This is a genomic window from Nonomuraea sp. NPDC050202 (assembly GCF_040656115.1).
Classification (GTDB): Bacteria; Actinomycetota; Actinomycetes; order Streptosporangiales; family Streptosporangiaceae; genus Nonomuraea.
Genome location: NZ_JBFALF010000004.1, coordinates 408,763 through 434,267, shown reverse-complemented (window position 1 = coordinate 434,267; position 25,505 = coordinate 408,763). Strand labels below are relative to the sequence as shown.

The window sequence follows — 25,505 nt, the reverse complement described above, 5'->3', positions numbered from 1 at the left end:
CTGCTTCAGCATGCCAAGAAAAGCGATGATCCCCCTGCTGGCAGCGGCTCTGGCGACCGGCGTCAGCGCGTACCCGGCCGCCGCCGCCCCACCCGCCAAGAACGTCGTGTACGTCGCCAAGAACGGCGACGACGGCGCGACCGGAACGGAGAAAGCCCCGTTCGCCACGATTGAACGCGCCCGCGACGCGCTCGCGGGCAGGACGAGCGCGCGCAATCCCGGAACCGTCTACATCCGCGAAGGCGTGTACCAGACGTCCAGGACGATCGAGGTGACCGGCGCGGACCAGTCGTACGTCACGTACGCCGCCTACCCCGGCGAGCAGGTGGAGCTGGCCGGCGTCACCACCCTCGCGCCGGACCGGTTCCGCAGGCTCGGCGACGTCCCGGCGGGCGAGGCCAAGTGGTCGTCGAAGTCCCGCGTCCCGGCCGCCGCGGCCGCCGGCGTCTTCGTGTACGACTTAGGCGCGGAGGGCATCCCCGCCGGAACGCTCAACAAGAACGGCTTCAACTGGAAACCGCAGCCCTTCGCCCCCGCACTGATCACCGACGACGTCACGCAGACCCTCGCGCAGTATCCCAACGGTGACGCGAAACTCGACCGCGACTACCTCACCGTGAAGGAAGCCCCCAAGGGCGCCCGCGACTACTTCTCGGACAAGACCGCCGACGGCACGACCATGCCGTACGAGGACATGCTCAAGCTCCCCGGCCCCGTCTACACGGTCAAGGACCCGGAGCTGGCCGCCCGCTACGAGAAGTGGGCCAGAGCGACCGGCACGACCGGCACCGACAACACGGCCCGCGAAACCGACGGCTGGCTGTCCGGCTACTTCGGCAACAACTACGCCAACGACCGCCTGCGCATCGACTCGGTCGGCGGCGGCGACATCAGGACCGGTTACCCGACCATGTACGTCGCCACCGACAAGTGGTCGTCGTTCGTGGCCCAGAACGTGCTGAGCGAGCTGGACGCCGAAGGCGAGTACTACATCGACCGCCACCAGGGCCACAACACGCTCTACTACTACCCGCCCGGCGGCACCGTCGAAGGCAAGGAGATCAGCTTCACCTCCTTCGACGCCCCGTTCTTCACCCTGGAGAACGTCAGGAACGTCACCCTCAAGGGCCTGAAGCTGAACGGCACGACCGGCACCGGCGTACGCCTGCTGGACGCGGAGTCGTGCACCATCGACGGCCTGGAGATCCTCAACGTCAGCATGGACGCGGTCGCGATCGGCCAGGCCAACGACGCGATCACGGCCATCGCCGAATACCGCACCAGCCGGGGCGGCCACCGCAACCGCGTCGTCAACAGCAGGCTGCACGACCTGGGCGGCGGCGGCGTCTTCACGGCCGGAGGCGACCGCGACTCGCTCGAACGCGGCAACCACGTCGTCGAGCACAACGAGATCCACGACTTCTCGAAGCTGGCCACCTACACGCCCGCCGGCTACATGTACGGCGTCGGCAACACCTTCAGGTACAACCACGTCCATGACGCGCCGCACATGGCCATCCAGATCATGGGCAACGACATGGAGATCAGCCACAACAGGTTCGAGCGGCTCGTGACGCACGCCTCGGACCAGGGGGTGATCTATTCGGGCCGGGACTACACGTACTTGAACAACGTGGTGGCGTACAACCTGTTCAAGGACATCGGCGCGGACGGCAACCAGGCCATCTACATGGACGACGGGATGACCGGCATGGTCGTCCACCACAACGTCTTCGACAACGTCCAGCACGGCCTGTTCTACCAGTCCGGTCACAGCAACGTCGCCTCGGACAACGTGTTCAAGGACGTCACGTACATCGGCCACGACAAGCTCTACCACGAGGGCGGCAAGCGGCTGCCCGTGGCCAACCAGAAGGTCGTGGTCGAGCGCTTCAACGACATGCTGAAGGCCGGCGACGGCACCGGGTTCACCAACACCCGGGAGAACGTTGGGAAGTGGCACCGCCGTTACGGCAAGCAGTACCCGAACATCCGCGACTGGTACGTCCCCGTCGATGCGCGGGGGCAGGCGTGCACGGCGGTCGGCACCACGGAATGCACCGACGAGTACGTGTGGAGCAATCCGAACTCCGTGTACGTCCCGGCGAACAACGTGCTGACGCGGTCGGTGAGCATCGGCACGGGCGACTTCGCCTACACCGACGACGCGGGCGGGCTGAGCAACAAGACCTTCAACCCGGACTTCGACTCCTACAACGTGAAGAGGGCCACTCCCGCCGAGTTCGCCTTCGACCCGGCCACCGGCAGGTTCGACGAACGTGCCACGCCGCTGAGCTCGGCGGAGGGCTTCGGCCGCGCGTGGGTGAAGGAGTGGAACAGGAGCTTCACCCTGGAAGGGATCGGCCCTCGCACGTGAGGTGTCCCGCCGGCGGGTAGGCGTGCCGGCGCCCGCAAACGACTTCGGGCACCCTCACCGAGGGTGCCCGATCGTGGAGTGCGCCGCCAGGGACTCGAACCCCGGACCCGCTGATTAAGAGTCAGCTGCTCTGACCAACTGAGCTAGCGGCGCGCTGGCAGAAAGGAATATACCGGTGATCCGCATCCTGGTCGAATCGGTATCCGGGGCACATCACCGGCTAGAATAAAGTTCGGCTCACAGCCACAGGCTCACAGGCTCCGGCAGACAGGATCATGCATGTTCGACTCGCCCGCCGACGTGACGGAGCGGCTCGCCGCCGTGGACTACCTCTCCGACGACGCCATCTCCACCTCGGTGTTCCTGGCCGCGGCGCTGGGCAAGCCGCTGCTGGTCGAGGGCCCGGCGGGAGTCGGGAAGACGCAGCTCGCCAAGGCGGTGGCCCGGACGACCGGGGCCGAGCTGATCAGGCTGCAGTGCTACGAGGGGCTCGACGAGGCCAGGGCCCTGTACGAGTGGAACTACAAGAAGCAACTCCTCAGGATCCAGGCCACCAGCGACGACGACGACATCTTCACCGAGGAGTTCCTGCTGGAGCGGCCCCTGCTCAAGGCCATCAGGGCCGACGGGCCGACCGTGCTGCTCATCGACGAGACCGACAAGGCCGACGTCGAGGTGGAGGGGCTGCTGCTGGAGCTGCTGTCCGACTTCCAGGTGACGATCCCCGAGCTGGGCACGATCGCCGCCACGCGCAGGCCGTACGTGGTGCTGACCTCCAACGCGACGCGCGAGCTGTCGGAGGCGCTCAAGCGGCGCTGCCTCTACCTGCACATCGAGTACCCCACGCCCGAGCGGGAGCGGGACATCGTGCTGGCCCAGGTGCCGGACATCCGGGCCGAGCTGGCCGAGCAGCTCGCCAGGACGGTGGCGACGCTGCGGGCGCTGGAGCTGAAGAAGGCGCCGTCCGTGGCCGAGACCGTCGACTGGGCCAACACGCTGCTGGCGCTGGGGCGGGAGGAGCTGGACGAGGCGACCGTGGCCGGGACGCTGGGCGTGGTGCTCAAGCACGCCTCCGACCACGAGCGCGCGGCCAAGGAGCTGGGGCTCCCGGATGCCTGAGCCGCGGGGGTCGCTCGTCGACCGGCATGTCGGGTTCGTGCACGCGTTGCGGGCGGCGGGCGTGCCGGTGTCGGTGGCCGAGGGGCTGGACGCGGCCAACGCGATGCGGGTGATCGAGCTGGCCGACCGCGAGTCGCTGCGGGCCGCGTACGCGGCGACGCTGGTGAAGAAGCCGGCGTACCGGCCGGGGTTCGACGTGCTGTTCGACCTGTGGTTCCCGGCCTCGACCACCGGCCTGTCCGCCGTCCGTGCCGGGGGCCGTGTCGATCCGGGGACGGCGGACCTCAAGGAGCTGCGCGAGCACCTCGCCGGCCTGCTGACCAGCTCGACCGACCAGGAGATGCGCGAGTTCGCGCAGGCCATGGTGGAGCGTTTCGGCAGGCAGGAGGCGGGGCCCGGCCGGCAGAACTGGTTCTCCTACAGCGTCATGCGCGCTCTGTCCCCCGAGACGCTGATGGCCTCCATCCTGCGCAACGTCCTGCAGGGCCGCGAGCGCGGCGGGCTGGCGGAGAAGACCGTTCGCCAGCAGGTCAACGCCGGGATCAGGCGCTTCGAGGAGGCCGTGGCCACCGACGTGCGCCGCCGCATCGCCGAGGAGTCGGGGATCGAACGGATCGCCCGCTCGGCCGTGCGCCCGCCGCTCGACCAGATCGACTTCCTGCGCATCACCAAGGCCGACCTGGCCGCGCTGCGCAGGGAGGTGTACCCGCTGGCCAGGCGGCTGGCCGCGCGCCTGACGATCAAGCACCGCAAGGGCAGGCGGGGCAGGCTCGACTTCCGCAGGACCGTACGGGCCTCGCTGCAGAGCGGCGGCGTGCCGCTGGCCACCCACTTCAAGCCGCCCCGCCCGCACAAGCCCGAACTGGTCATCCTCTGCGACACCAGCGACTCGGTCTCGTCGTTCGCGCACTTCACGCTGCTGCTGACGTACGCGCTGCGCGAGCAGTTCACGAAGGTGCGGGCGTTCGGGTTCGTGGACACCGTGGACGAGATCACCCGGTTCTTCCTGCCGGGCTCCGACGTGGTCGAGGCCATGACCAGGCTGGTGAACGAGGCGGACATGGTGCGCTTCGGCCGCACCAACTACGGGCACAGCCTGGAGCGCTTCGCCGAGCGGTACGCCGACGCGCTCGGCCCGAAGACGTCCCTGCTGATCCTGGGCGACGCCCGCTCCAACTACCAGCCACCCGCCCTGGACGTGCTCAAGTCGCTGGTGTCGAGGACCCGTTCCGCCTACTGGCTCAATCCCGAGCCGCGCCCGCAGTGGGACACGGGCGACTCGGTCGCCGGCGAGTACGGCACGGTCGTCCCCATGTCGGAGTGCCGGAACGTCGCCCAGCTCGCCGCGTTCGTCGAGACGCTGGCCTGACCCTCAGACGCGCTGGAGCTCCCGGGCCGCGGTGCGGGCCAGCAGCTCGATCTGCGAGTCGTTCAGCACGCCCGTGTCGGCCGCCTTGATCAGGCGGGCCGCCGTGCGCGGCCTGAGCAGGGTGAGGCCCTCGGCGGCCACCACGCCGTTCCTGGGCAGGACCCCGCAGTGGACCGCGATCATGGGGTTGATCGTCACCGGGACGCCGGTCTCGCGCGTGAGCAGATCGGCGAACGCCTCGGCCTTCTCCACCAGTGCCTTGGCGGTCTTGCTGCCGTACTTCTCGCCGAAGAACAGCCGGCCCACGTAGCACGCGATCTCGATGTCGGGCGCCCAGGACTCGTTGTCGACGATCCACACGCCGCCCGGGCCGATCACGAGGTGGTCGATGGAGGCCTGGCCGCGGATGGCCCGGCCGTCCAGGACCTGGTAGCCGTGGCGGCGCAGCGAGCGGCGCAGGACGCGACCGGTGATCACCTCGCCACGCCTGGCCCCGCGCCACACGGCCGTGCGATGGAAGGAGTACCAGTCGAGGAACCAGTCCCCGCCGTAGACGAGCCCCGCGAGCAGCAGGCCGGTCAGCGCGGAGACGCCCGAGAGGTCGAACCTCAGGCCGAGCGCCACGCCGATGATGAATCCCACTGCGGCCTTGACATAACGGTACTTACGCCGGTTCGGCGCGTCCTCGCGCCAGAACTTCTCGTACCACCACTGCGGGGAAGACCCTGTGTACTTCTCGTTGGGCTGCACGTAGATAGAGCCACCGGGCACGGCAAACTCCCCGAATGAGTAGATGTTGTGCAGGATCTGCCACGCCGAAGATCCCTCGCCGGTCAAGAGATACCCGCTCTCCAACCAAGGCGAGCCTAAGGTGACGGAATTAGTACCCGCAAGACCATCAACCGACCAGTCGGTATGCTAAGGCGGTGACCAAGGGGGACGATGTGAAAGACGAACCGGTCAGGCAGCGCCTGCTGGCCGAGGCGACCAGGCTGTTCGCCGAGCGGGGCTTCGAGAGCACGTCCGTGCAGGAGATCGTAGTGGCAGCCGGTGTCACCAAGGGCGCCATGTACCACTATTTCGACTCCAAGGATGATCTGCTCCACGAGATCTACGCCCGGGTGCTCCGCATGCAGATGGACCGGCTGACGCAGATCGCCGACGGCCCCGGCACGATCCAGCAGCGGCTGCACAGGGCCGCGGCCGACGTCGTGGAGACGACGGCCGCCAACCTCGACGACTCGAAGATCTTCTTCAGGTCGATCCACCTGCTCGCGCCCGAGACGCAGAAGACCGTGCGCGCCGAGCGCCGCCGCTATCACGAGCGCTTCCGCGGGCTCGTGGCCGAGGGGCAGCGCACCGGCGTCTTCAGCGACCGCGTCCCGGCGGAGCTGGTCGTGGACTTCTTCTTCGGCTCGGTGCACCACCTGGGCTCCTGGTTCCACGAGGAAGGCCCGCTGACCGGCGCCCAGGTGGGCAAGCACTTCGCCGACCTGCTGCTGACCTCCCTCGACGCCCCGCTGTCAGGAGGGCCCGGGCACGTCGACGAGTGAGGCCAGCGCCTCCCGGTGGTCGCCGGGCGTGCCCAGCGCGATCTCCGTCGCCTTGGCCCGCTTGAGATACAGGTGCACGGGGTGCTCCCAGGTCATCCCGATGCCGCCGTGCAACTGCAGGGCCTCCTCGGCCGCGTGCACGGCCACCCCCGCGTTCCACGACTGCGCCACGGCCACGGAGATGGACGAGGCGTCGGCCACCGCGTTCCTGGCCGCGGCCCTGGCCCGCACCACGTCCAGCCACAGATCGGCCAGCCGGTGCTTGATCGACTGGAACGAGCCGACCGGCCGGGCGAACTGGTGCCGCTCCTTGACGTAGGCCAGCGTCGTCTCCAGGCACCACTCGGCCACCCCGAGCTGCTCGGAGGCGAGCAGCCCCGCCCCGAACCTGAGCACCGCCGCCAGGTCGCACGCGCCGACGCGCCGCCCCTGCGCCTTGGCGAACGTGACCGTGGCCACCGGCCTGGTCAGGTCCAGCGAGGGCCCGACCTCGACCGAGGCGCCCTCCACCGCGTACAGGTCGCCGCCGACCGGCACCAGCAGCACGTCGGCCACCTCCGCCCCGGCCACGCCGGTGACGGTCCCGGACAGCCGCCCGCCGCCGTCCACGGTCACGGACGAGCCGCGCTCGGGCGCGTACGGGGAAGCGGCGAACGACACGGCCAGCGCCGCCGTCCGCCGCCCCTCGGCCAGCTCGCCGAGCAGCGCGTCACGGGTCGGCAGCAGCGCCTGCGTGGCCAGCACCGAGCTGGTGAAGAACGGCACCGGTGCCACCGTCCTGCCCAGCTCCTCCAGCACCACGGCCACCTCGCTGGCCGACGCGCCCGCGCCGCCCAGCTCCTCGGGGATCAGCAGCCCGGCCACGCCGATCTCGCCGGCCAGCGTCTTCCACAGGTCCAGGTCGTAGGGCTCGGACTCGATGCGCTTGAGCACCGCCGCAGGCGGGCAGCGGTCGGCGAGCAGCCCGCGTACGGAGGACCTGAGCTCCTCCTCGACCTCGGAGTACAGCAGGGTCATCGCGGCAGGTCCTTCCAGGGCACGTCCTTGTCGACACGGGGTTCGGAGGGCAGGCCGAGCACCCGCTCGGAGATGATGTTGCGCAGGATCTCGGAGGTGCCGCCCTCGATGGAGTTGCCCTTGGCCCGCAGGTAGCGGTAGCCGGGGCCGCGGCCGTAGAAGTCGACGTCCTCCGAGCGGCGGAACGTCCAGTCGTCGTAGCTCAGGTCGCGCCGCAGCTCAACGTCCAGCCCGGTCAGCGCCTGGTTGAGCCGGGCGAACGAGAGCTTCATCCCCGACCCCTCGGGGCCGGGCTGCCCGGCGGCGAGCTGCTCGCGCAGGCGCGCCCCCGACAGGCGGGTCACCTCGGCCTCCACCCACAGCAACAACAACCGCTGGTGCAGGTCGTGGGTGCGCAGCTCGGGCTGCTCGCGCCAGGCCGACAGCACGGTGGCCAGCACACCGCCCCCGCGCCGCGTGGGCGCCCCGCCGATGGCGACGCGCTCGTTCATCAGCGTGGTCTGCGCGACCCGCCAGCCGTCGCCGACCTCGCCCAGCCGCAGGTCGTCGGAGAGCCGCACGCCGGTCAGGAACACCTCGTTGAACTCGGCCTCACCGGTGATCTGCCGCAGCGGCCGCACCTCGACGCCCGGCGCCTGCATGTCGCACACGAAGTACGTCAGGCCGCGGTGCTTGGGCACGTCCGGGTCGGTACGGGCGACGAGGATGGCCCACCGGGAGTGGTGCGCGCCGGACGTCCACACCTTCTGGCCGTCCACCACCCACTCGTCGCCGTCCCTGACGGCCCGCGTCGCCAGCGTGGCCAGGTCGGAGCCGGCGCCGGGCTCGCTGAAGAGCTGGCACCAGATCTCCTCCCCCGTCCACAGCGGCCGCAGGAACCGGCGCTTCTGCTCCCCGGTCCCGAACGCCAGGATCGTCGGCGCCGCCATGCCCAGGCCGATGCCCTGCTTGCCGCCGTTGATCTGCGGCGTGTCGGCCAGCTCCCGCTCGACGACCTGCTGCAGCTCGCGAGGGGCCGCCAGCCCGCCGAGCCCTTCGGGGAACCACACCCACGCCAGCCCGGCGTCGAACCTGGCCCGCAGGAACTCCAGCCGGTCCCCGCTCGGGTCGTGCTCGCCGAGGAACGCGGCCACGCGCTCCTTGATCTCCGCTTCGTTCACATCCACCTCTTCAGCTCGCGATAGGCCAGCGACCGCTTGTGCACCTCGTCGGGGCCGTCGGCCAGGCGCAGGGAGCGGGCGCCGGCCCAGAGACCGGCCAGGGGGAAGTCCTGGGAGACGCCGCCCGCGCCGTGCACCTGCACGGCCTTGTCGAGGATCCACTCCACGGTGATGGGAGTGGAGATCTTGATGGCCTGGATCTCGGTGTGGGCGCCCTGGTTGCCCACCGTGTCCATGAGCCAGGCCGTCTTCAGCACGAGCAGGCGCGCCTGCTCGATCCTGATCCGGGACTCGGCGATCCAGTCCTGCACGACGCCCTGCTGCGCGACGGGCTTGCCGAACGTCGTCCTGGCCAGGGCCCGCTTGCACATCATCTCGACCGCGCGCTCGGCCATGCCGATCAGGCGCATGCAGTGGTGGATGCGGCCGGGGCCGAGGCGGGCCTGGGCGATGGCGAAGCCGCCGCCCTCCTCGCCGATGAGGTTGCCGGCCGGGACGCGGACGTCCTCGAACACGATCTCGGCATGGCCCCCGTGGTCGGCGTCGGTGTAGCCGAAGACGTGCATGCCGCGCTTGATGTGCAGGCCGGGGGTGTCGCGGGGGACGAGGATCATGCTCTGCTGGCGGTGCTTGGGCGCCTCCGGGTTCGTCTTGCCCATGACGATGAAGATCTTGCAGTCGGGGTTCATGGCGCCGGAGATGAACCACTTGCGGCCGTTGATGACGTACTCGTCGCCGTCGCGGGTGATGGAGGTGGCGATGTTGGTGGCGTCGGAGGAGGCCACGTCGGGCTCGGTCATCGCGAACGCGGAGCGGATCTCGCCGTCGAGCAGCGGCTGGAGCCACTCCTTGCGCTGCCACTCGTTGCCGAACATGGACAGCACTTCCATGTTGCCCGTGTCCGGGGCCGCGCAGTTGGTGGCGACGGGGGCGATGGAGGGACTCCGGCCCATGATCTCGGCCAGGGGGGCGTACTGGAGGTTCGTCAGGCCGGCGCCGTGCTCGCCGGGCAGGAACAGGTTCCACAGGCCGCGCTTCCTGGCCTCGTCCTTGAGGTCGCTCAGCAGGGGCGGCGGGCTCCAGCCGCTGGTCTGGGCCTGTTCCTCGAAGGCGGGCTCTGCGGGATAGACGCATTCGTCCATGAAGCGGAGCAGGCGCTCGCGCAGGTCCTCGGTGACTGTGTCAAAGGCGAAGTCCATGGGCGTGAGCCTACCGACCGGCCGGTATGAGTGTCGACAGGTGGTTCCCCGCAAAAAGGGGCATGTGGCCATAAAAGTGGCACATGGGTTCTCATAAGGTTTTCGCATGACCGCGAAGCTGCCTGCGCCTGTGGTGCTCGAGAACGGCGTCGTCCGCCTCGAGCCCCTCACCATGGATCACGTACCCGACTTGTTCGCCGCCGGTGGCGGTGACGAGGAGCTGTGGCGCTGGCTGCCCATCGACGCCCCGCGCACCGAGGAGGAGCTGGGCAAGGTCGCCAGGAAGCTGATCGACGACGACGTGCACGTGCCGCACGCCGTGGTGCTGAAGGAGAGCGGGCGGGCCGTCGGCTGGACCACTTACGCCGACGTACCCGGCTTCGAGGCGAGCGTCGAGATCGGCTGGACCTGGTACGGCAGGGCCGTCTGGCGCACGGCCGTGAACACGAGCTGCAAACTGCTGCTGATCGACCACGCCTTCTCCCTGGGCTACAACCGCGTCCTGCTCAAGACCGACAACCTCAACCTCCGCTCGCAGAACGCCATCAAGCGCATCGGCGGCGTGCACGAGGGCACCCTGCGCCGCCACCGCAAGCGGTCGGACGGCACCTGGCGCGACACCGTCTGTTTCGGCATCCTCGAAGAGGAATGGCCGCAGCACCGGGATAGGCTGGCGGCCCGCTTGAACCTTTCCTAGAAGGGCGGCGTCTCACCCCGCATGACCGACCGGCTGGGGGGCTACTGGCTCGGCGCCCGGCTCGACGGCGGCGGGCAGGTCGTCGTGCGCGAGGCGTACGACGAGGCGGGCGTCCGCCACGCGCTGGGAGTGCCGTGCCTGGCCGACGCCGGCGCGCGGGCCAGGCTGGCCGCCTCGGCCGGGGCGGCGGAGCTCGTCCGCTCGCTGTCGGTGGCCAAGCTGACCGCGGTCTGCCTGGACGGTGAGCCGCCCTACCTGGTCAGCGAGTACATCGAGGGCCCGACGCTGCGCCAGGTCGTGGAGCGGCACGGCCCGTACGCGGGCGACGACCTCTACCGGCTGGCCGCCGCCACGGCCACCGCGCTGGCGGCGGTGCACGAGGCGGGCGCGGTGCACGGGGCGCTCACGCCGGAGAAGGTCGTCCTGGGCTCGGAGGGTCCCCGGCTGGTCGGGCTGGGGCTGGCCGGCGACGGCGGCGGGCCGGCCGCGGACGTGGCCGCCTGGGGCCGGCTGCTGGTCTTCGCCGCCTACGGGCCCGGCGACCGGCCGCACGACCCGCGCTCGAACGGCCCGCGCTCGAGCGAGGACCGATTAGACGACCCGCGATCGAACGGCGACCGGTCAGACAGCCCGCGATCGAAGGACGACCAGTCAGACGACCCGCGGTCGAAGGACGACCGATTAGACGGCGTGCAAGCGGACCGGGGCGAGCGTTTCGACCGGCCGTTACGCGGCCTCGTGGCCGCCGCGCTGCACCGGGACCCCGACCGCCGCCCGAGCGCCCGCCAGCTCCTGATGTCCCTCCTGGACGCGCCCCAGTCGCAGCAGGGCCGCCTGCTGCCTCCCGAGCCCATCGACGACCCGCCGCTCGGAGCCCGCGCCGAGGCCGTCTACGCCAAGCTCAGCCCGGCCGAGCAGGACCTGGTGCCGGACGTGTTCCTGCGGCTGGTGGGCCTCGACTCCGAGGGCGCCGACGCCGTCGTGAGCGCCGGCAGGGACGAGCTGGTCGCCGGGCGCGGGCCCGACGAGGTGGCGGCGATCGACGGGGTGCTGGCGGCGTACGGGTCGGCCGGGCTGATCGGGGAGCCTCCGGCGATCACGCACGGCGCGCTGTTGCGGGCCTGGCCGCGGCTGCGGGAATGGCTGGACGGCGAGCGGGCCGGGCTGGCCGTGCACAGGGAGCTGGCGGAGGCGGCGCGGCGGTGGCAGGCGGGCGGGCGCCGGGAGTCGCTGCTCTTCCAGGGCGAGCCGCTGGACAGGGCGCTGGCGTGGGCGGCCGGCGGGCGGCGGCGGGTGACGCTGAGCGCGGGCGAGCAGACCTTCCTGGACGAGGCGCTCGCGCACGCCCGATGGCACGCCCTCCGGCGCGCCCGCAGGCGGCGAACGCTCATGGCGGGGCTGCTGTCGGTCGCCGTGGTGGCCGTGCTGCTCGCGCTCTGGCAGCGCGGCGCGGCCGACGGGCGGCTGGACGAGGCGATGGCCAGGGTGGCGGCCTCGCGGGCCGAGGCGCTGCGGGTGGCCGACCCGGTGACCGCGCGCAAGCTGGGCCTGGCCGCGTGGTTGCTGGCGCCGATCCCCGAGAGCAGGCGGGCGCTGACGGCGCACGACCCGGCGGTGGAGGTGTTCGCCGACCCGTACGCGGGACCCCACACGCTGTACGCCATCACCGCCGACGGGGCCACGCTGGCCGCCCTGGACGAGGGCACGCTGCGGCTGTACGACCTGGCCTCCGGCGGCCGGCCGACGGCCACCACGACAGGTCCCGCGCAGAGCGTGCGGGCGATGGCCTGGTCGCCGGACGGCCGGACGCTGGCGCTGGTGGGGGTGGACCGCTCGTACCTGTACGACGCGCGTACCGGCGTCATGGGCCGTCCCTTCGGCCGCGGGCTGGGCGCGCCGGGTGAGCAGTCGGCCTGGTTCAGCCCGGGAGGCGGGCTGCTGTTCGCGGCGGCCAGGCAGTCGGGCGAGCGGTGGGCGTGGGACCTGCGGGCGGGGCGGGCCGTGCACGTGGGCGAGTACGCGGTGATCGGCCCCGGCGACCGGGTGGCGCTGGTGTTCGACGGGAAACGCTCGCAGATCAGGCGGGCCGGCCGGTCGTCGCCCGCGCCGTGGCTGGACAGGATGCCGTGGGAGTACACGACGTTCGCGCCCGACGGCGTGCGGGTGGCGATCGCCGAGGAGACCGGCATCCAGATCTACGGGCTGGACGGCGTGCCCACCCACAACAGCCGCTACCGCCCCTCCCCCGGCCACCTGCGGTTCAGCTGGGACGGGCGGCTGCTGGTCAGCACCGGCAGCGACCGCGTGCGGGTCTGGCGGCTGGACCACGGCACCCAGATCGCCGACCGGCAGGTGCCGGCCGCCGCCGATCGGCCCGCGCAGGCGGCGATCTCCGCGGACGGCCGCTGGCTGCGCGTGCTGGCCGGGCGCGGCACGGTCCTGACCATCGACCTGGCGGCGCCGTCCGCCCCCGCGCAGCCGCAGGCGTGGGTGTGCGAGCGGTACGGCCCGCTCTCGGCCGAGGAGTGGCGGCGGCACCTGCCCGAGGTGCCCTACCGGGAGACGTGCTGAAGCGCGGCCGGGACAAGGCGGCGCGGTGCCGCCGGGGATGACCGTGTGCCGGCGAAGGACCTACTCCTCCGCCGACTTCATCAGCTTCGCGTAGGCGAGCTGCAGCCAGTCCGAGACCGCCACCGCCGTCATCGTCGCCCCCACGAGCCTGGTCACCCGGGGAGCCAGCACGAGCCCGGCCGCGTACGCGGTGGCCACCCACTGGGCCAGGCAGAACGGGCAGGCGAGCAGCTCGCCGAGCGCCCCGCGCGGCTTCTCCTGCACCTCCGACGGGCCGCCCTGCCCCTCGTACTGCGTGAACGGGGCCCGCAGCGGGCTGGTGACGGGATCCTTGGCCAGGCGACGCGACACCTTGTGCGTGCAGGCCGCCATCAGCGCCAGGTCCATCACGCTGACGTGCTCGGGTGCCTTCCGCCCTGCCAGCATCGCCACGGCGGCGGCCACGGCGACCGTTCCGCCGTACGCGCCGAGGAGACCGACGTAGCCTCCCAGCGGCCGGTCGTGCCCGTTCTTGTAGGCCCGTTCCGTCTTTTCCATAATGTCGGTCATAGCTTCCCGCGCTACCCGGAACCCCTGACATCCAACGTCTAGTTGACGATCGTTTGGGTAGCCCGTTCGCATGAGTAGCCACGGTCACGCGGTCACCGACGCCATCCTCGACACGCTCAAGCGTGCCAGCTCGGGGCTGAAAGAGGCCGGAGTGAAGTTCGCGCTGGCCGGCGGATGCGCGGCGTACGCGCGTGGCGCCGCCCCCTCGCTGCATGACGTGGATTTCGTCCTCACCGAGCACGACGTGCCCGCCGCGCTGGAGGCGCTGCGCGGGATAGGTTTCCAGACGGCCAAACCGCCGGAGGACTGGCTGGTCAAGGCGTACGACGACGGCCGGCTGGTGGATCTGATCTTCCGGGTCTCCGACCTGGCGATCACCGACGCGCTGCTCGACCGGGCGGAGCCGCTGAAGGCGTCCGCGGTGATCGTCCCCGTGCTGGAGGCCACCGACCTGGTCATCTCCTGGCTGCTGCCGCTGTCGGAGCACGCCTGCGACTACGGCGCCCTGCTGGCGCAGGTACGGGCGCTGCGCGAGCAGGTGGACTGGCCGCGCGTGGCCGCCGTGACGGCCGACTCGCCGTACGCGACCACGTTCATCACCTTGCTGGAGCGGCTGGGCGTGCTGACCGGGCCGGTCGTGCCGTCCGGCGACCCCAAGTGGCCCTGATCCCGGGCGGGCCGGTCAGCCGCGGCGGGTGGCCGCCGTGACCCGCTTGAGGATGCGGTCCCACTCGGTGCCGAACGGGTTGTCCTGCACCAGGTACGTCCATGTCGCCGTGGGCCGCTTCAGATCCGGCTCCGGCGCCTCGAACGCCTCCAGCGAGCGCTTCTCCACCTCGGCCAGCAGCGACTTGTACTCCGCCACCGCCTCCCGGTGGAACTCGTCGATGGGGCTCATCCGGCCCAGCGCCCGCAGGTGGATGCCCTCGCGCAGGTCCGTCAGGAACGCCAGGTGCTCGGTCCAGCAGCGGTCGATGGCGTACAGCACGATCTGGCGGGCCGTCTCGTCCCTGGTCTCCTCGGGCATCGCCGCCCAGCGCTCGGGGTCGGCCTCGGCCAGCGCCTTGGCGGCGGCGTCGCCGTGCAGCACCTTGTCGCGCCACTCCAGGATGAGCTCGCGCTGGTGCTCCAGCAGCCGGGTGTAGCGCCACGTGTTGCGGTGGATCTCCAGGTTGACGCCCTCGGCGACGCGCTGCGCGTGACCCACGAGGTACGCGCCGCGCCGGTGGCGTACGACACCGTCGGCGTCGGCGGCGGGCGGGCGCTCGTCGGGGACGAACTGGGTGATCAGGTCGTCCTTCATGCTGACGAAGAAGACCGAGCCGCCGGGATCGCCCTGGCGGCCCGCGCGGCCACGGAGCTGGTCGTCGAGGCGGCTGCTGGCGTGCCGGCCTGAGCCGATCACGTAGAGGCCGCCGAGCTCGGCCACGCCGTCACCGAGGCGGATGTCGGTGCCGCGGCCGGCCATCTGGGTGGAGACGGTGATGGCGGCGCGCTCGCCCGCCCTGGCGATGATCGCGGCCTCTTCCGCGTCGTTCTTGGCGTTGAGCACGACCGGCTCCAGGCCGCGCCGCTGCAGCAGCTTGGCCAGGTTCTCCGACTCGGCCACGTCGAGCGTGCCGATGAGGATCGGCCGGCCGCTCTCGTGGACCGACTGGATCTCCTCCACCAGCGCCGCGTCCTTGTCGGGCGCGGTCGGATAGATGCGGTCGGGCTCGTCCACGCGCACGCACGGCCGGTTCGGCGGGATCACCGCGACCTTGAGCCCGTAGAACTCGCCGAGCTGCTCGCTGACGGCCACGGCGGTGCCCGTCATGCCGCAGATCTGCGGGTAGCGGCGGATCAGGCCCTGCACGGTGATCGAGTCGAGGATCTCGCCCTTCTCGCTGGGCGCCAGCGCCTCCTTGGCCTCCACGGCCGCCTGCAGGCCGTTGGGCCAGCGCTGGAGCAGCGCCACCCGGCCGCGGGAGGGGTTGATGAGCTGCACCTTGCCGTCGCGCACGATGTAGTCGACGTCGCGGGTCAGCAGCGCGTGGGCGTGCAGCGCCAGGTTGAGCTCGATGAGCGCGCCGGGCTCGTGCTCGTCGTAGAGGTCGAGGCCGAGCAGGTTCTCGACGCTGTCGGCGCCCTTGGGGGTGAGGTAGACGTTGCGGGCCTGTTCGTCGATCTCGTAGTGGTAGCCGCGCACGAGCTGCCGCACCAGCGCCGCCATCTCCGGCACCGCGTTGCCTGGGTCGGCCGCCCCGGCCATGACCAGCGGCACGCGGGCCTCGTCCACGAGCACGGAGTCGGCCTCGTCGATCAGGGCCACCTCGGGCGCGGGCACGATGATCTCGCTCGCGTCCGTACGCAGGCGGTCGCGCAGCACGTCGAACCCGATCTCGCTGACCGGCCCGTACGTCACGTCCTTGGCGTAGGCCGCGCGCCGCTCCTCCGGCGTGGAGTTCTGGTCGATCCAGCCCACGCTGACGCCGAGCGCCTCGTAGAAGGGGCCCATCCACTCGGCGTCGCGTTTGGCCAGGTAGTCGTTGACCGAGATGACGTGCACGCGCTTGCCCTGCAACGCGTAGCCCGCCGCCGCCATGGCCCCGGACAGGGTCTTGCCCTCACCGGTGGCCATCTCGGCGACCTTGCCGTCGAGCAGGGCGAGCGTGCCCAGCAACTGCACGTCGTACGGCCGCAGCCCCAACGTCCGGTCGGCGGCCTCGCGCGCGACGGCACAGAACTCGGCCAGATCGCTCATGCCGGGCCTGGGCAGCTCGTCGAGCTTGCGAACCTGCTCCGCCCGGCCGTCGGCCGCTTTCACGATCTTCTGGTAGGGCGTCAGAGGGACGCCTCCCGGACGGTCCAGGAGGTTCCTCAGTATTCCCTTAAACGAGGCCACAGTTCCTCCAACGCACGCTTCGCCGACACCGTTCCCTTCATTCGTCGGGGCCCGTCGCTTGGCCTTGGGCCGGGGAGCGGAGCGACGATTCGGCAAGCGTCGCCGTACCGGACCTTAACTCATCCGGCGGCCCGGACCGTCACATCACGCGGTTTCCGCTCGTGCGGCGAGCACCGTGACGGCGGCCAGCAGCAGCACGCAGCCCGACCAGGCCAGGGGCGTGAGCCGCTCGCCGAACAGCAACACGCCGAGCAGCGCCGCGCCCACCGCCTCGCCGAGCGAGATGATCGACACGGTGGTGGCGCGCAGGGCGGTCAGGGCCCGGAAGAACAGGCCGTAGGCGAGCGCGGTCGGCACCGCGCCCAGATAGACCAGCAGCGCCACGGAGGACCAGCTCACCTCGGGCACCACCCCTTCCGCCAGCGCGAACGGCGCCAGGCACACCGCGCCGACCACGAACCCGCCGACCGCCGCGGCCCGCGTGTCGTCGTCCCTGCCCTGCCGGGACAGCAGCGTGACCCCGGCGTACCCGGCGGCCGAGGCCAGCGCGAAGGCGATGCCGGCGGACGAGCGGGCCTGCAGCACGGCCTCACCGGTGAGCAGGAGCAGCCCGGCCAGCGCGGCGGCCAGGGCGCACAGCGCGAGCCTGCCGAGCCGCTCGCGCAGCAGGAAGCGGCTGCCCAGGGCGGTGAAGATCGGGCTGGCGCCCATCGTGACGACGGTCGCCACGGCCACGCCGGAGTGGTCGATCGCGGCGAAGTACGCGGTCTGGTAGACGGCCATCCCGGCGCCGACGAGCACGGTTCTGCCGTTCCACGCGAGCGGGGCGCTTCTGGTGATCAGGAGGAGGAAGGCGGCGCCGACGAGGTAGCGCCACAGGGAGACGCCGACGGGGCCGAGGCCGCCGGTGTCGAAGAGGAGGGATCCGGCTGCGCCGCCGGTGCCCCAGGCGGTCGCGGCCACGGAGACGTACAGGGCGCCCCGCCGGGCGGAGACATGGGTCATGACAGGAGTTCTCCGGGTGGAGTGGTCGGAATGGGCCCGGTGTGCGGGCAGCAACCACCCCCGGATCGCTCGGACCCGGAGAGCTCAGTGAACGCCGCCCGCTAGCGGGCGGGGGGCGGGGAACAGATCAGACGTCTCGGCACGGGTCACAGCTTACGGCGCTCGCGAGCCCGCCTCCCACCGGGATCACGGCTTGCGGGCGACGCCGCCCAGCAGCAGTTCCTCCCAGGGCGCGAGCGGGCCGGGGAGGCGCTCGTCCGGATGCCACTCGGGGAAGTGCACCAGGCCGGGCTCCACCAGCTCCAGCCCGTCGAAGAAGCGCGCGATGGCCGGACGGTCGCGGAAGTAGCCGGTGCCCATCGTGGCCTGGAGCATCACCTCCAGCGCCTTGGCCTGGGGGCTCTCGGAGGCCAGGAAGTTGGAGACGGCCAGGTAGCTGCCGGGCGGCAGCGCGTCCGCGTAGGCCCTGATCAGCGCGTGCGGGTCCTCCTGGTCGGAGAACAGGTGCAGCAGCCCGATGGCCATGACCGCCGTGGGCTGCGACAGGTCGATCAGGCGGCGCACCGCCGGGTGGCCCAGCACGCCCGCCACGTCACGGGCGTCGGCGGTGATGGCGTCGGCGCAGGGGTTGCCGTTGAGTATCGCGCGGGCGTGCGGCTCGACCATGGGGTCGAGGTCCACGTACACCACCCTGGACGCGGGGTGGGCGAACTGCGCGACCTCGTGGGTGTTCTCCACCGTGGGCAGCCCGGAGCCGAGGTCGATGATCTGCCTGATGCCGGCCTCCCTGACCAGGAAGTCGACGACCCGCCCGATGAAGGCGCGGTTGCACCAGACGAGGTCCACCACCTCGGGCACCGCGGTCCTGAGCTTGCGCGCCACCGAGCGGTCGGAGGCGAAGTTCTCCATGCCGCCCAGCAGCGCGTCGTGCACCCGCGCCACGCTCGGCCGCTCCGGATCCACCCCTGGAGGCGCCCACTCACCGCTCATCCGACCTCCTCGCGCGGATCGTATCCGCACCCGGGGCTCCAGCGCCCCGGATGGCGGGCGGTTGTCAGGAGAGTCAGATCAGCGTGTCGGCCACCCGTCAAGGATCGCCCCAGACATGGCCACGGGTTTACGAAACCACAGCCGGGTAGGTGAGGGCTTGCCCGAGAAGACGGAAGAAGAGAGGAAGAGAGCCCAATGGAGCTCTGGGACTATCGACCTGACGTCTACGACCGCGGGCAGGCTCTGGACCTGGTCGGTTACCACGTCCAGGCCACCGACGGGAAGATCGGGTCCGTCGACGAGGCGACGTACGAGGTCGGCGAGAGCTACATCATCGTCGACACCGGTCCGTGGATCTTCGGTAAGAAGGTCATGCTCCCGGCACGAGTGGTCACGAGCATCGATCCCCAGGAACGCAACGTGTTCGTGGCCCGCACCAAGGCCGAGATCAAGGACGCGCCCGAGTTCGACGAGGGCACGTTCAAGGAGCCCGAGTACCGGACGCGGCTGGGGGACTACTACGGCCGCCTCCCCGGGTGACTTGACGCCGTAAGCGGAGGGCCGCGCCGAGAAGGTGCGGCCCTCTGGCGTACCTGACAGTAGGTGACAGGTACGCCTGGAAGGCTGGTCCGCATGACGACGAGAGCAAGCCTCCTGGCCTTCACCATCGACTGCGACGACCCCAGGGCGCTGGCCGCGTTCTACCACGAGGTGACCGGGATGGAGGTCACGTACGCGGAGGACGAGTACGCCGCGATCTCCGACGGCACCGTCAACATCTACTTCGGCCGCGTCCCCGACCGCAAGCCGGTCCAGTGGCCGAGCCCCGACAAGCAGTTCCACCTCGACCTCCAGGTGCCGGACGTGGAGCGCGCCGCCGCGGAGTACGTCGAGCTCGGCGCCACCAGGCCCGAGTTCCAGCCCGGCGTCACCGAGGAGGGCACGCGGTGGATCGTGCTGCGGGACCCGCAGGGACACCTGTTCTGCGTCTGCCGCACGTCGTAGCCCCGCCCTCCGCGGGCCCTGGAGCAGGCCGCCGGCCCACCGCCGGCTCAAGGATGCGCCACATGTTCGTGCAGGTCGGAAGCAACATGTGCCCATTTTTCAGCCGAAAGGATGATTCTAGAGGTTCTGCTGCCTCTTAAGCTGGAGCAATGCTCCTGAAAGGACCCCTGCTCCTGCGCGGGCCGCGATGACCTGGGTCGGCATGCTGATCGCCCTGGCCGGAGCGCTGGGATACGCGCTCGGCGCGGCGATGCAACAGTTCGAGGTCGTGGCCGAGGGCGCCTCGCTCAGCCTGGTGAGACGCCCCCGCTGGTGGGTCGGCGGCATCATCTCCTTCAGCGGTGCCTGCCTGCACGCCGTGGCCCTGAGCTTCGCGCCGCTGGTCGCCGTGCAGCCGATCAGCGTCGCCACGCTGGTGTTCGCCGTGCCGCTGGCCGCGTTCATGTACGGCCGCAGGCCGTACCGCGCCGAGATCCTCGGCTCGATCGCGGTGGCCGTGGGCCTGCTCTGGCTCATGCTGCTGGTGCCCGCGCACAACGTGACGCCCGTGCTGAGCGACGGCGCGGCGCTGGCCTTCATCGCCGTGATCGCGGCGGTCGCGCTGGTCACGCAGCTCATCGCGAGCCGGGTGCACGGGCCGGCGAAGGCCATGCTGCTCTCCGTGGGGGCGGGGGTCGTGACGGCGAGCGTGTCCACGTTCGTGCGGGTGGTCGGCGGCGGGATGGAGGGCGACTGGGGGCGGTTGATCCACTGGTTCAGCCTGGCCGTGCCCGTGCTGCTGGTCTGCGCTGTGGTGCTGCTGCAGCGCTCGTACGCCGTGGGCTACTTCGGCATCGCCTACGCCGGAGTGCAGGTCATCGATCCCATCACCTCCGTGCTGGCCGGCGCGATCCTGCTCGGCGAGCCGCTGCCGACGTCCCCCTCGACGGCCGTGCCCGCCGTGCTGGCCGCCGCGCTGACCATCGCCGGCACGATCACGCTCGGCCGGCTCGCGCCCGACCACCACGCCAAGCCGGCCGCCGCGGCCGAGGCCGTGCAGGCTCCGGTCCCGCTGGAGCTCCCGGTGGCGGCGCCGGTCGTCGTGCAGACGTCGGTCACCGTCCAGCCTCAGCCGGTGGACGCCAGCTCAGCACCTCGTCCATCGACCGCAACATCAGATCTGGGCTGAGCCGCGCGGCGGCCGACAGCCCGAAGTCACGCAGCCCCACCGCCAGCGGATTGCGGAGCTTGCTCATGCGGCACAGGCTCCAGGAGCGCTGGACGATCTTCGCGGTCCGCTCCACGCGCGCGGCGCTGTAGGCCGCCAGCGCCCCGCCGGGCAGCACACTGCCGCCTCCCGGTGAGGCGTGGCCGGCGTGGTGCGCCAGGACCACCCCGTCCTCGATCGCCTGGCAGGCGCCCTGCCCGAGGTTCGGCGTCATCGCGTGCGCGGCGTCGCCGACCAGGGCGACCCTCCCCCGGTGGAAGGCGGGCAGTGGCTCGGCGTTGTAGTAGACGTCGTTGCGGATGATGCGGGCGGGATCGGCCGCCCGCAGCAGGGCCGGGATCGGGTCGTGCCAGCCGCCGAACCTGCGCAGCAGCTCCGCGCGCTCGTCCGCGTGCACGGTGCCGGCGGGCAGCACGTCGGTGGCGTAGACGTAGACGACGTCGCCGGCCAGCAGGTGGATGCCGAACACCGTGCCCCGGCCCCAGCTCTCGCAGCGCGGGACCTGAAGCCCGTCGCGCGGGACGAGCCCGCGCCAGGCCGTCACCCCGGAGTACACCGGCCCCGGGTGCGCGGGGAAGAGCGCGCGCCGGGTGGCCGAGTTGATCCCGTCGGCGCCCACGACGAGGTCGGCCTCCAGGTCGCCCGCGTCGGTCCGGACGAGGCCCTTGTCGGCGTCCACCTCCGAGACGGTCGTGCCCAGGCGCAGGTGCTCGCGGCCGAGCGCGTCCATGAGCACCTCCATCAGCGTGGCCCTCAACATGACCACCACCGAGTCGCCGTACTTGGCGTCCGCGACGGCCTCCGTGGTGTGCGTCAGCCACCTCCCGTCCGCCCGGCGCAGGCCGAGCCGGCCCTCCACGGTGGCCAGCTCCCTGACCCGGTCCCCGACGCCGAGGACGTCGAGCGCCTTGAGCGCGTTGGCGGCGATCGCCAGCCCGGACCCGACCGGCTCGATCACGGGAGCGCGCTCCAGCACGGTCACCTCCCACCCCTTGCGCCGCAACGCCGCCCCGGCGGCCAGCCCGCCGACGCCTCCGCCGATCACCACAGCCCTTGCCATCACGGCCCCCTTCACTACGTCTGTAGTGTCACCATACTACGTCTGTAGTTTCCGGTCACTACCGCTGTAGTATCGGGTTCCGTGAAACGCTCCGACCTTGTCGCCGACACGGCCATCACCCTGCTCGCCGAGCGGGGCATGCGCGGGCTGACCCACCGGGCCGTCGACGAGGCGGCGGACCTGCCGCCCGGCTCCACGTCCAACCTCGCCCGCACCCGCGCGGCGCTGCTGGAGCTGACGTTGTCACGGCTCACCGAGCTGGAGATGCGGGCCCTGGCGGGGGCGTACGACAGCGACCCGGACGAGCTGGAGCGCCTGCCCGCGCGCATGGCGCAGGCGCTGCACATCCAGCTCATGGACCGGCGCCGCACGCTGGCCCGCTACGAGCTGGCCCTGGAGGCCACCAGGCGGCCGGAGCTGCGCAGGATCTACGACCAGGCCGGGCGGCGCTTCCGCGACCCGGCCGTCGCCATGCTGGCGGCCCTGGGCTCCGCCGACCCGGTGACGCACGCGCGCAACCTGGTGGCGTTCGGGGAGGGGCTGATGTTCGACGCCATCGCCGGCGCGGGCAGCGTGCCCACGCCGGCGGAGCTCGAGGCCGCGCTGGACGACCTGCTGGCGGGCATGCTGCGACCCGGAGGTCAGCGGACCAGCGGCAGGACCTCGCGCTCGTAGAAGTCGAAGAACGCGTCCTGCTCGGGCCCGATCTGGTTGACGTAGACCTCGTCGAACCCGGCGTCCACGTACTGCCTGATGGCCTGGGCGTGCACCTCGGGGTCGGGGCCGACCGGGCTGCCGGCGACGGCCTCGTCCTCCGTCACCATCCCGGCGAGCTGCTCGAAGTGCCGGGGCAGCGGCAGGAGCTGCGCGGCCTCGCCCTTGACGCCCTGCGTGGGCCACAGGCGGTGCACGGTCTTGCGGGCCGCCGCCTCGTCGGTGGCGTAGCAGGCCTTGAGCCCGCCGAGCGCGGGCTTGCCGGCGCCGCCCGCGTCGCGGAAGGCGCGTACGGCGCCGGCGTCCGGCGCGACCGAGATGTACCCGTCACCCAGCCGCCCGGCCAGCGCCGTGGACTTCTTGCCCAGCCCCGACACCAGGATGGGCGCCGGCTCGTCGGGCAGCGTGTAGAGCCTGGCGGTGTCCACGCGGTAGTGGCGGCCCCGGTGCGTGACCAGCTTGCCCGTGAACAGCTCCCGCATCAGCTCGATCGCCTCTTCCAGCATCTCCAGCCGCTCGCTCAGCGGCGGCCAGCGGGACTCGATCACGTGCTCGTTGAGCGCCTCGCCGGTGCCCACGCCGAGCCGGAACCGGCCGCCGGTGAGCGCGGCGGTGGTGGCCGTGGCGTGGGCGATCACCACCGGATGCGTACGGACCAGGGGACAGGTCACGGCGGTGGTGATGGGCAGGGACGTGGCCTCGGCCAGCGCGCCGATCACCGACCAGACGAACGGGGCCTGCCCCTGCTCGTCCAGCCAGGGGTGGAAGTGGTCGGAGATCCACAGAGCCTCGAAACCGGCGCGTTCGGCGGCCTTGGCCTGGCGAATCAGCTCCTTTGGGCCGTGCTCCTCGCACGACAGGAAATAACCGAAGGTCGTCATAAAGTTTTTCCCTGCCCCGACGCCTCATGTTATGCGGCGCTTCCTCAGGGCAGATGCCAGCGCATGGCTACTTTGCTCTGGATCATCGCAGTAATTCTCGTCATCTCCGGGATCTATGTGATCCTGGCCCGGCGCGACCTGCTCTGGGGAATCGTGCTCATCGTCCTCGGTTTCCTGGTCGGGCCTGGCGGGGTCAGCATCTTCAATGTGTAGGGGCGACGTTCGATTCGTTCATCGCCCCAAACCCACCGCTGGGCCGATCCCCGAGAACGGTCCAGCGGTCTCTACGTTTTGCTGAAATATCGACAGTGACGCTCCTCGATTCCCGCGCGGCGGGCATGAGGAGCGTGTGAGTAGATTTCCGCCGTTCAGCCGCTACGAGTCCGGGGCTGTCTCGGCGAGGGTTCGTGACCTGCTCGTACGGCTGCGCCTGCACATGCGGGACCAGGCCATCCTCGACGAGGCCATCGCCCGGCTCGCCACATCGCTGAACGTGCGGCCGGGCGAGGCGGCCGATCAGCTCACGAGGATGGCCCGGCACAGCGGCCTGGCGCTCGTCGAGGTGGCCAAGGGCATCGAGCGTCCCGCTGACGAGCCCAGGCAGCCGCTCGACGTGCCCGTCTGGGTGACCGGCATGCTGGAGGCCGTCCACGCCTCCGCGCTCTACCTGACCCCCGTCAAGGACGCCACGGGCCGCGTCGTGGACTTCCTGATCCTCGCCGCCAACCGGCACGCCAGGACGGTGGCCGGGCGTACCGCCGCGGAGCTGACCGGGTACCGGCTCATGGTGGCCAGCCCCGGCGTGGCCGGCTCGGGGCTGCTGGACGACTACATCGGCGTCTTCGAGACCGGCGAGCCCATCCACCGGGAGGGGCTGGAGTTCGTGGAGGTGCTCGACTACCTGCTCTGGCCGGCCACGCTGAGCGTGCGCGCGGCCCGCGTGGACGACGGGCTGCTGGTGAGCTGGCGCACCATGGACGACGAGGAAATGCTCGTCTCCGGCTGGGAGCGCGCGCAGCGCCTGGCCGAGCTGGGCTGGGGCGAGTGGAACCTGGCCACGCAGCGCACGCTGTGGACTCCCCAGATGTATGAGATGTTCGGCCGCGAACGCGACGAGGGGCCGATGTCGCTGGAGGAGCTGCCGGCCGTGGTGGTGCCGGAGGACCTGCCGATCGTCGAGGACCAGGTGCGTTCCCTGCTGGAGCACCGGGAGGCTGTCGAGACGGAGTTCAGGATCCAGCAGCGGCACGGGGTGCGCCACCTGAGCGTGTTCAGCGAGCCGATACTCGACGCGGACGGCGTGCCGGTCAAGGTGCGCTGCCTGGCCCAGGACGTGACGAAGCACCGGCGCAGGGAGCGCGCCCTGGCCGTGGCGCACGAACAGGCGCACCGGCAGCGTCAGCGGGCCGAGGAGGAGCACCGGGTCACCGTCCAGCTCCAGAACACGATCCTGCCGATCCGCCGCGGCCTCATCCACCTGCCGGGGCTGACCGTCGGCGTGCGTTACCTGCCCGGCGAGGAGCTCATCCGGCTCGGCGGCGACTGGTTCAAGGCCCGCCTCATCCCCGACGGCAGGGTGCTGCTCGCCATCGGCGACGCCATGGGACACGGGCTGACCGCCGCCAGCATCATGCTGCAGATGCGCTCGGGGCTGGCCGGGCTGGCCTACACGCAGGCGCCCGCCGACCGGCTCGCCACCTGGCTGAACGACCTGATCGTGCACTCCAACGAGGGCGTCACCGTGACCGGGACCGCCATCATCGGCCACTTCGACCCGGGGGACTGCACGTTCCGCTGGACGAACGCCGGCCATCTGGCCCCCCTGCTGATCAGGGACGGCCGGGCCGAGCCGATCGACGGCACGCAGGGGATGATGCTCGGCGCGTTCGACGTGACCGAGTACCGGATGACGGCCACGCAGCTCCAGCCGGGCGACGTCCTGCTGCTCTACACCGACGGGATCGTCGAGCGGCGCGGGCAGGACCTGGAGGCGGGCATGGAGGCCCTGCTCCAGGCCGCGCACCTCTGCACCGGGGACGACCCCGAGCAGATGATCAACTGCCTGCTCGACCGGCTGGGCGCCGACACGGCCGAGGACGACGTGTGCGTGCTCGCCGTACGGGTGCTCTAGCGGGCCGGCGCTCGCGT

23 protein-coding genes and 1 tRNA gene are annotated in these 25,505 nt (G+C 71.2%); 13 read left to right on the top strand and 11 right to left on the bottom strand.

All coding sequences use genetic code 11. The features are described from left to right. Nucleotides 1–10 precede the first annotated feature (10 nt). Entirely contained in the window at nt 11–2,377 is a 2,367-nt protein-coding gene (locus AB0I79_RS15765) for a right-handed parallel beta-helix repeat-containing protein (protein WP_357872652.1), read from the top strand. A gap of 79 nt (nt 2,378–2,456) precedes the next feature. On the opposite strand, the gene AB0I79_RS15760 is transcribed toward AB0I79_RS15765, so the two are convergent. Then, nucleotides 2,457–2,530: transfer RNA gene (locus AB0I79_RS15760), tRNA-Lys, on the bottom strand. A gap of 126 nt (nt 2,531–2,656) precedes the next feature. Here AB0I79_RS15760 and AB0I79_RS15755 point away from each other — a divergent pair. Both AB0I79_RS15755 and AB0I79_RS15750 read left to right on the top strand, forming a co-directional pair. Further along, nucleotides 2,657–3,496, top strand: a complete 840-nt coding sequence (locus tag AB0I79_RS15755; protein ID WP_357872649.1) for a MoxR family ATPase — start codon at nt 2,657–2,659, stop codon at nt 3,494–3,496. After that, nucleotides 3,489–4,865, top strand: coding sequence for a VWA domain-containing protein (locus tag AB0I79_RS15750; RefSeq protein ID WP_357872646.1), 1,377 nt, complete (start codon nt 3,489–3,491; stop codon nt 4,863–4,865). The genes AB0I79_RS15755 and AB0I79_RS15750 overlap by 8 nt, the downstream gene beginning before the upstream one ends. Nucleotides 4,866–4,868: 3 nt before the next feature. Here AB0I79_RS15750 and AB0I79_RS15745 read toward each other — a convergent pair whose 3' ends face one another. Beyond that, on the bottom strand, nt 4,869–5,636 hold the full coding sequence (locus AB0I79_RS15745) for a nuclease-related domain-containing protein (RefSeq protein ID WP_357872643.1): 768 nt from the start codon (nt 5,634–5,636) through the stop codon (nt 4,869–4,871). Nucleotides 5,637–5,809: 173 nt separating this feature from the next. On the opposite strand from AB0I79_RS15745, the gene AB0I79_RS15740 reads away from it, so the two are divergent. After that, nucleotides 5,810–6,418, top strand: coding sequence for a TetR/AcrR family transcriptional regulator (locus AB0I79_RS15740; RefSeq protein ID WP_357872641.1), 609 nt, complete (start codon nt 5,810–5,812; stop codon nt 6,416–6,418). Here the strand turns inward: AB0I79_RS15740 and AB0I79_RS15735 are convergent. From AB0I79_RS15735 to AB0I79_RS15725, 3 genes are read right to left on the bottom strand one after another with little or no spacing between them, the layout of a single operon-like run. Continuing rightward, nucleotides 6,389–7,435 carry an acyl-CoA dehydrogenase family protein gene (locus AB0I79_RS15735; protein ID WP_357872638.1) on the bottom strand — a complete coding sequence of 349 codons (1,047 nt, stop codon included), beginning with the start codon at nt 7,433–7,435 and terminating at the stop codon, nt 6,389–6,391. The two genes, AB0I79_RS15740 and AB0I79_RS15735, sit on opposite strands and share 30 nt — an antisense overlap. Continuing rightward, on the bottom strand, nt 7,432–8,595 hold the full coding sequence (locus AB0I79_RS15730) for an acyl-CoA dehydrogenase family protein (protein ID WP_357872635.1): 1,164 nt from the start codon (nt 8,593–8,595) through the stop codon (nt 7,432–7,434). Before AB0I79_RS15730 ends, AB0I79_RS15735 begins: the two co-directional genes overlap by 4 nt. Further along, entirely contained in the window at nt 8,592–9,794 is a 1,203-nt protein-coding gene (locus AB0I79_RS15725) for an acyl-CoA dehydrogenase family protein (protein WP_357872632.1), read from the bottom strand. Before AB0I79_RS15725 ends, AB0I79_RS15730 begins: the two co-directional genes overlap by 4 nt. A gap of 106 nt (nt 9,795–9,900) precedes the next feature. Between AB0I79_RS15725 and AB0I79_RS15720 the strand changes: the two genes are divergently transcribed. Further along, nucleotides 9,901–10,491 (top strand): GNAT family protein, encoded by a 591-nt coding sequence (locus tag AB0I79_RS15720; RefSeq protein WP_357872631.1) that lies wholly within the window; start codon nt 9,901–9,903, stop codon nt 10,489–10,491. Nucleotides 10,492–10,512: 21 nt separating this feature from the next. Continuing rightward, nucleotides 10,513–13,062 (top strand): hypothetical protein, encoded by a 2,550-nt coding sequence (locus tag AB0I79_RS15715; RefSeq protein ID WP_357872628.1) that lies wholly within the window; start codon nt 10,513–10,515, stop codon nt 13,060–13,062. A gap of 60 nt (nt 13,063–13,122) precedes the next feature. On the opposite strand, the gene AB0I79_RS15710 is transcribed toward AB0I79_RS15715, so the two are convergent. After that, nucleotides 13,123–13,599 carry a DUF1360 domain-containing protein gene (locus tag AB0I79_RS15710; protein WP_357872625.1) on the bottom strand — a complete coding sequence of 159 codons (477 nt, stop codon included), beginning with the start codon at nt 13,597–13,599 and terminating at the stop codon, nt 13,123–13,125. 82 nt (nt 13,600–13,681) lie between these two features. Here AB0I79_RS15710 and AB0I79_RS15705 point away from each other — a divergent pair, with 82 nt between their 5' ends. Then, nucleotides 13,682–14,278, top strand: a complete 597-nt coding sequence (locus AB0I79_RS15705; protein ID WP_357872622.1) for a nucleotidyltransferase — start codon at nt 13,682–13,684, stop codon at nt 14,276–14,278. Nucleotides 14,279–14,293: 15 nt separating this feature from the next. Here AB0I79_RS15705 and secA2 read toward each other — a convergent pair whose 3' ends face one another. The 3 genes from secA2 to AB0I79_RS15690 all read right to left on the bottom strand — a co-directional run bounded on the left by secA2 (nt 14,294) and on the right by AB0I79_RS15690 (nt 18,490). Then, nucleotides 14,294–16,417 (bottom strand): accessory Sec system translocase SecA2, encoded by a 2,124-nt coding sequence (secA2, locus tag AB0I79_RS15700; protein ID WP_357872619.1) that lies wholly within the window; start codon nt 16,415–16,417, stop codon nt 14,294–14,296. Between the two features lie 222 nt (nt 16,418–16,639). Beyond that, nucleotides 16,640–17,500: an EamA family transporter gene (locus AB0I79_RS15695; protein ID WP_357872616.1), complete on the bottom strand. Its 861-nt coding sequence runs from the start codon at nt 17,498–17,500 to the stop codon at nt 16,640–16,642. 186 nt (nt 17,501–17,686) lie between these two features. Then, nucleotides 17,687–18,490 (bottom strand): SAM-dependent methyltransferase, encoded by an 804-nt coding sequence (locus tag AB0I79_RS15690; RefSeq protein WP_357872613.1) that lies wholly within the window; start codon nt 18,488–18,490, stop codon nt 17,687–17,689. 195 nt (nt 18,491–18,685) lie between these two features. Here AB0I79_RS15690 and AB0I79_RS15685 point away from each other — a divergent pair, with 195 nt between their 5' ends. The 3 genes from AB0I79_RS15685 (at nt 18,686) to AB0I79_RS15675 (ending at nt 20,663) form a co-directional block, all read left to right on the top strand. Continuing rightward, nucleotides 18,686–19,030 (top strand): PRC-barrel domain containing protein, encoded by a 345-nt coding sequence (locus AB0I79_RS15685; protein WP_357872611.1) that lies wholly within the window; start codon nt 18,686–18,688, stop codon nt 19,028–19,030. A 93-nt stretch (nt 19,031–19,123) separates the two neighbouring features. Beyond that, on the top strand, nt 19,124–19,495 hold the full coding sequence (locus tag AB0I79_RS15680; RefSeq protein ID WP_357872609.1) for a VOC family protein: 372 nt from the start codon (nt 19,124–19,126) through the stop codon (nt 19,493–19,495). A 187-nt stretch (nt 19,496–19,682) separates the two neighbouring features. Then, nucleotides 19,683–20,663, top strand: coding sequence for a DMT family transporter (locus AB0I79_RS15675; RefSeq protein ID WP_357872606.1), 981 nt, complete (start codon nt 19,683–19,685; stop codon nt 20,661–20,663). Here AB0I79_RS15675 and AB0I79_RS15670 read toward each other — a convergent pair. Then, the gene (locus AB0I79_RS15670) at nt 20,590–21,762 is read right to left on the bottom strand and encodes an FAD-dependent monooxygenase (protein ID WP_357872603.1); all 1,173 of its coding nucleotides are present in this window, start codon (nt 21,760–21,762) and stop codon (nt 20,590–20,592) included. The two genes, AB0I79_RS15675 and AB0I79_RS15670, sit on opposite strands and share 74 nt — an antisense overlap. A gap of 81 nt (nt 21,763–21,843) precedes the next feature. Here AB0I79_RS15670 and AB0I79_RS15665 point away from each other — a divergent pair, with 81 nt between their 5' ends. Further along, on the top strand, nt 21,844–22,437 hold the full coding sequence (locus AB0I79_RS15665; RefSeq protein WP_357872600.1) for a TetR family transcriptional regulator C-terminal domain-containing protein: 594 nt from the start codon (nt 21,844–21,846) through the stop codon (nt 22,435–22,437). On the opposite strand, the gene AB0I79_RS15660 is transcribed toward AB0I79_RS15665, so the two are convergent. Then, on the bottom strand, nt 22,404–23,357 hold the full coding sequence (locus AB0I79_RS15660) for a TIGR03557 family F420-dependent LLM class oxidoreductase (protein WP_357872598.1): 954 nt from the start codon (nt 23,355–23,357) through the stop codon (nt 22,404–22,406). The two genes, AB0I79_RS15665 and AB0I79_RS15660, sit on opposite strands and share 34 nt — an antisense overlap. 63 nt (nt 23,358–23,420) lie before the next feature. Between AB0I79_RS15660 and AB0I79_RS15655 the strand changes: the two genes are divergently transcribed. Both AB0I79_RS15655 and AB0I79_RS15650 read left to right on the top strand, forming a co-directional pair. Then, nucleotides 23,421–23,570 (top strand): GPGG-motif small membrane protein, encoded by a 150-nt coding sequence (locus AB0I79_RS15655; RefSeq protein ID WP_165959640.1) that lies wholly within the window; start codon nt 23,421–23,423, stop codon nt 23,568–23,570. A gap of 136 nt (nt 23,571–23,706) precedes the next feature. Beyond that, nucleotides 23,707–25,488, top strand: a complete 1,782-nt coding sequence (locus tag AB0I79_RS15650) for a SpoIIE family protein phosphatase (protein ID WP_357872595.1) — start codon at nt 23,707–23,709, stop codon at nt 25,486–25,488. Nucleotides 25,489–25,505: the final 17 nt, after the last annotated feature.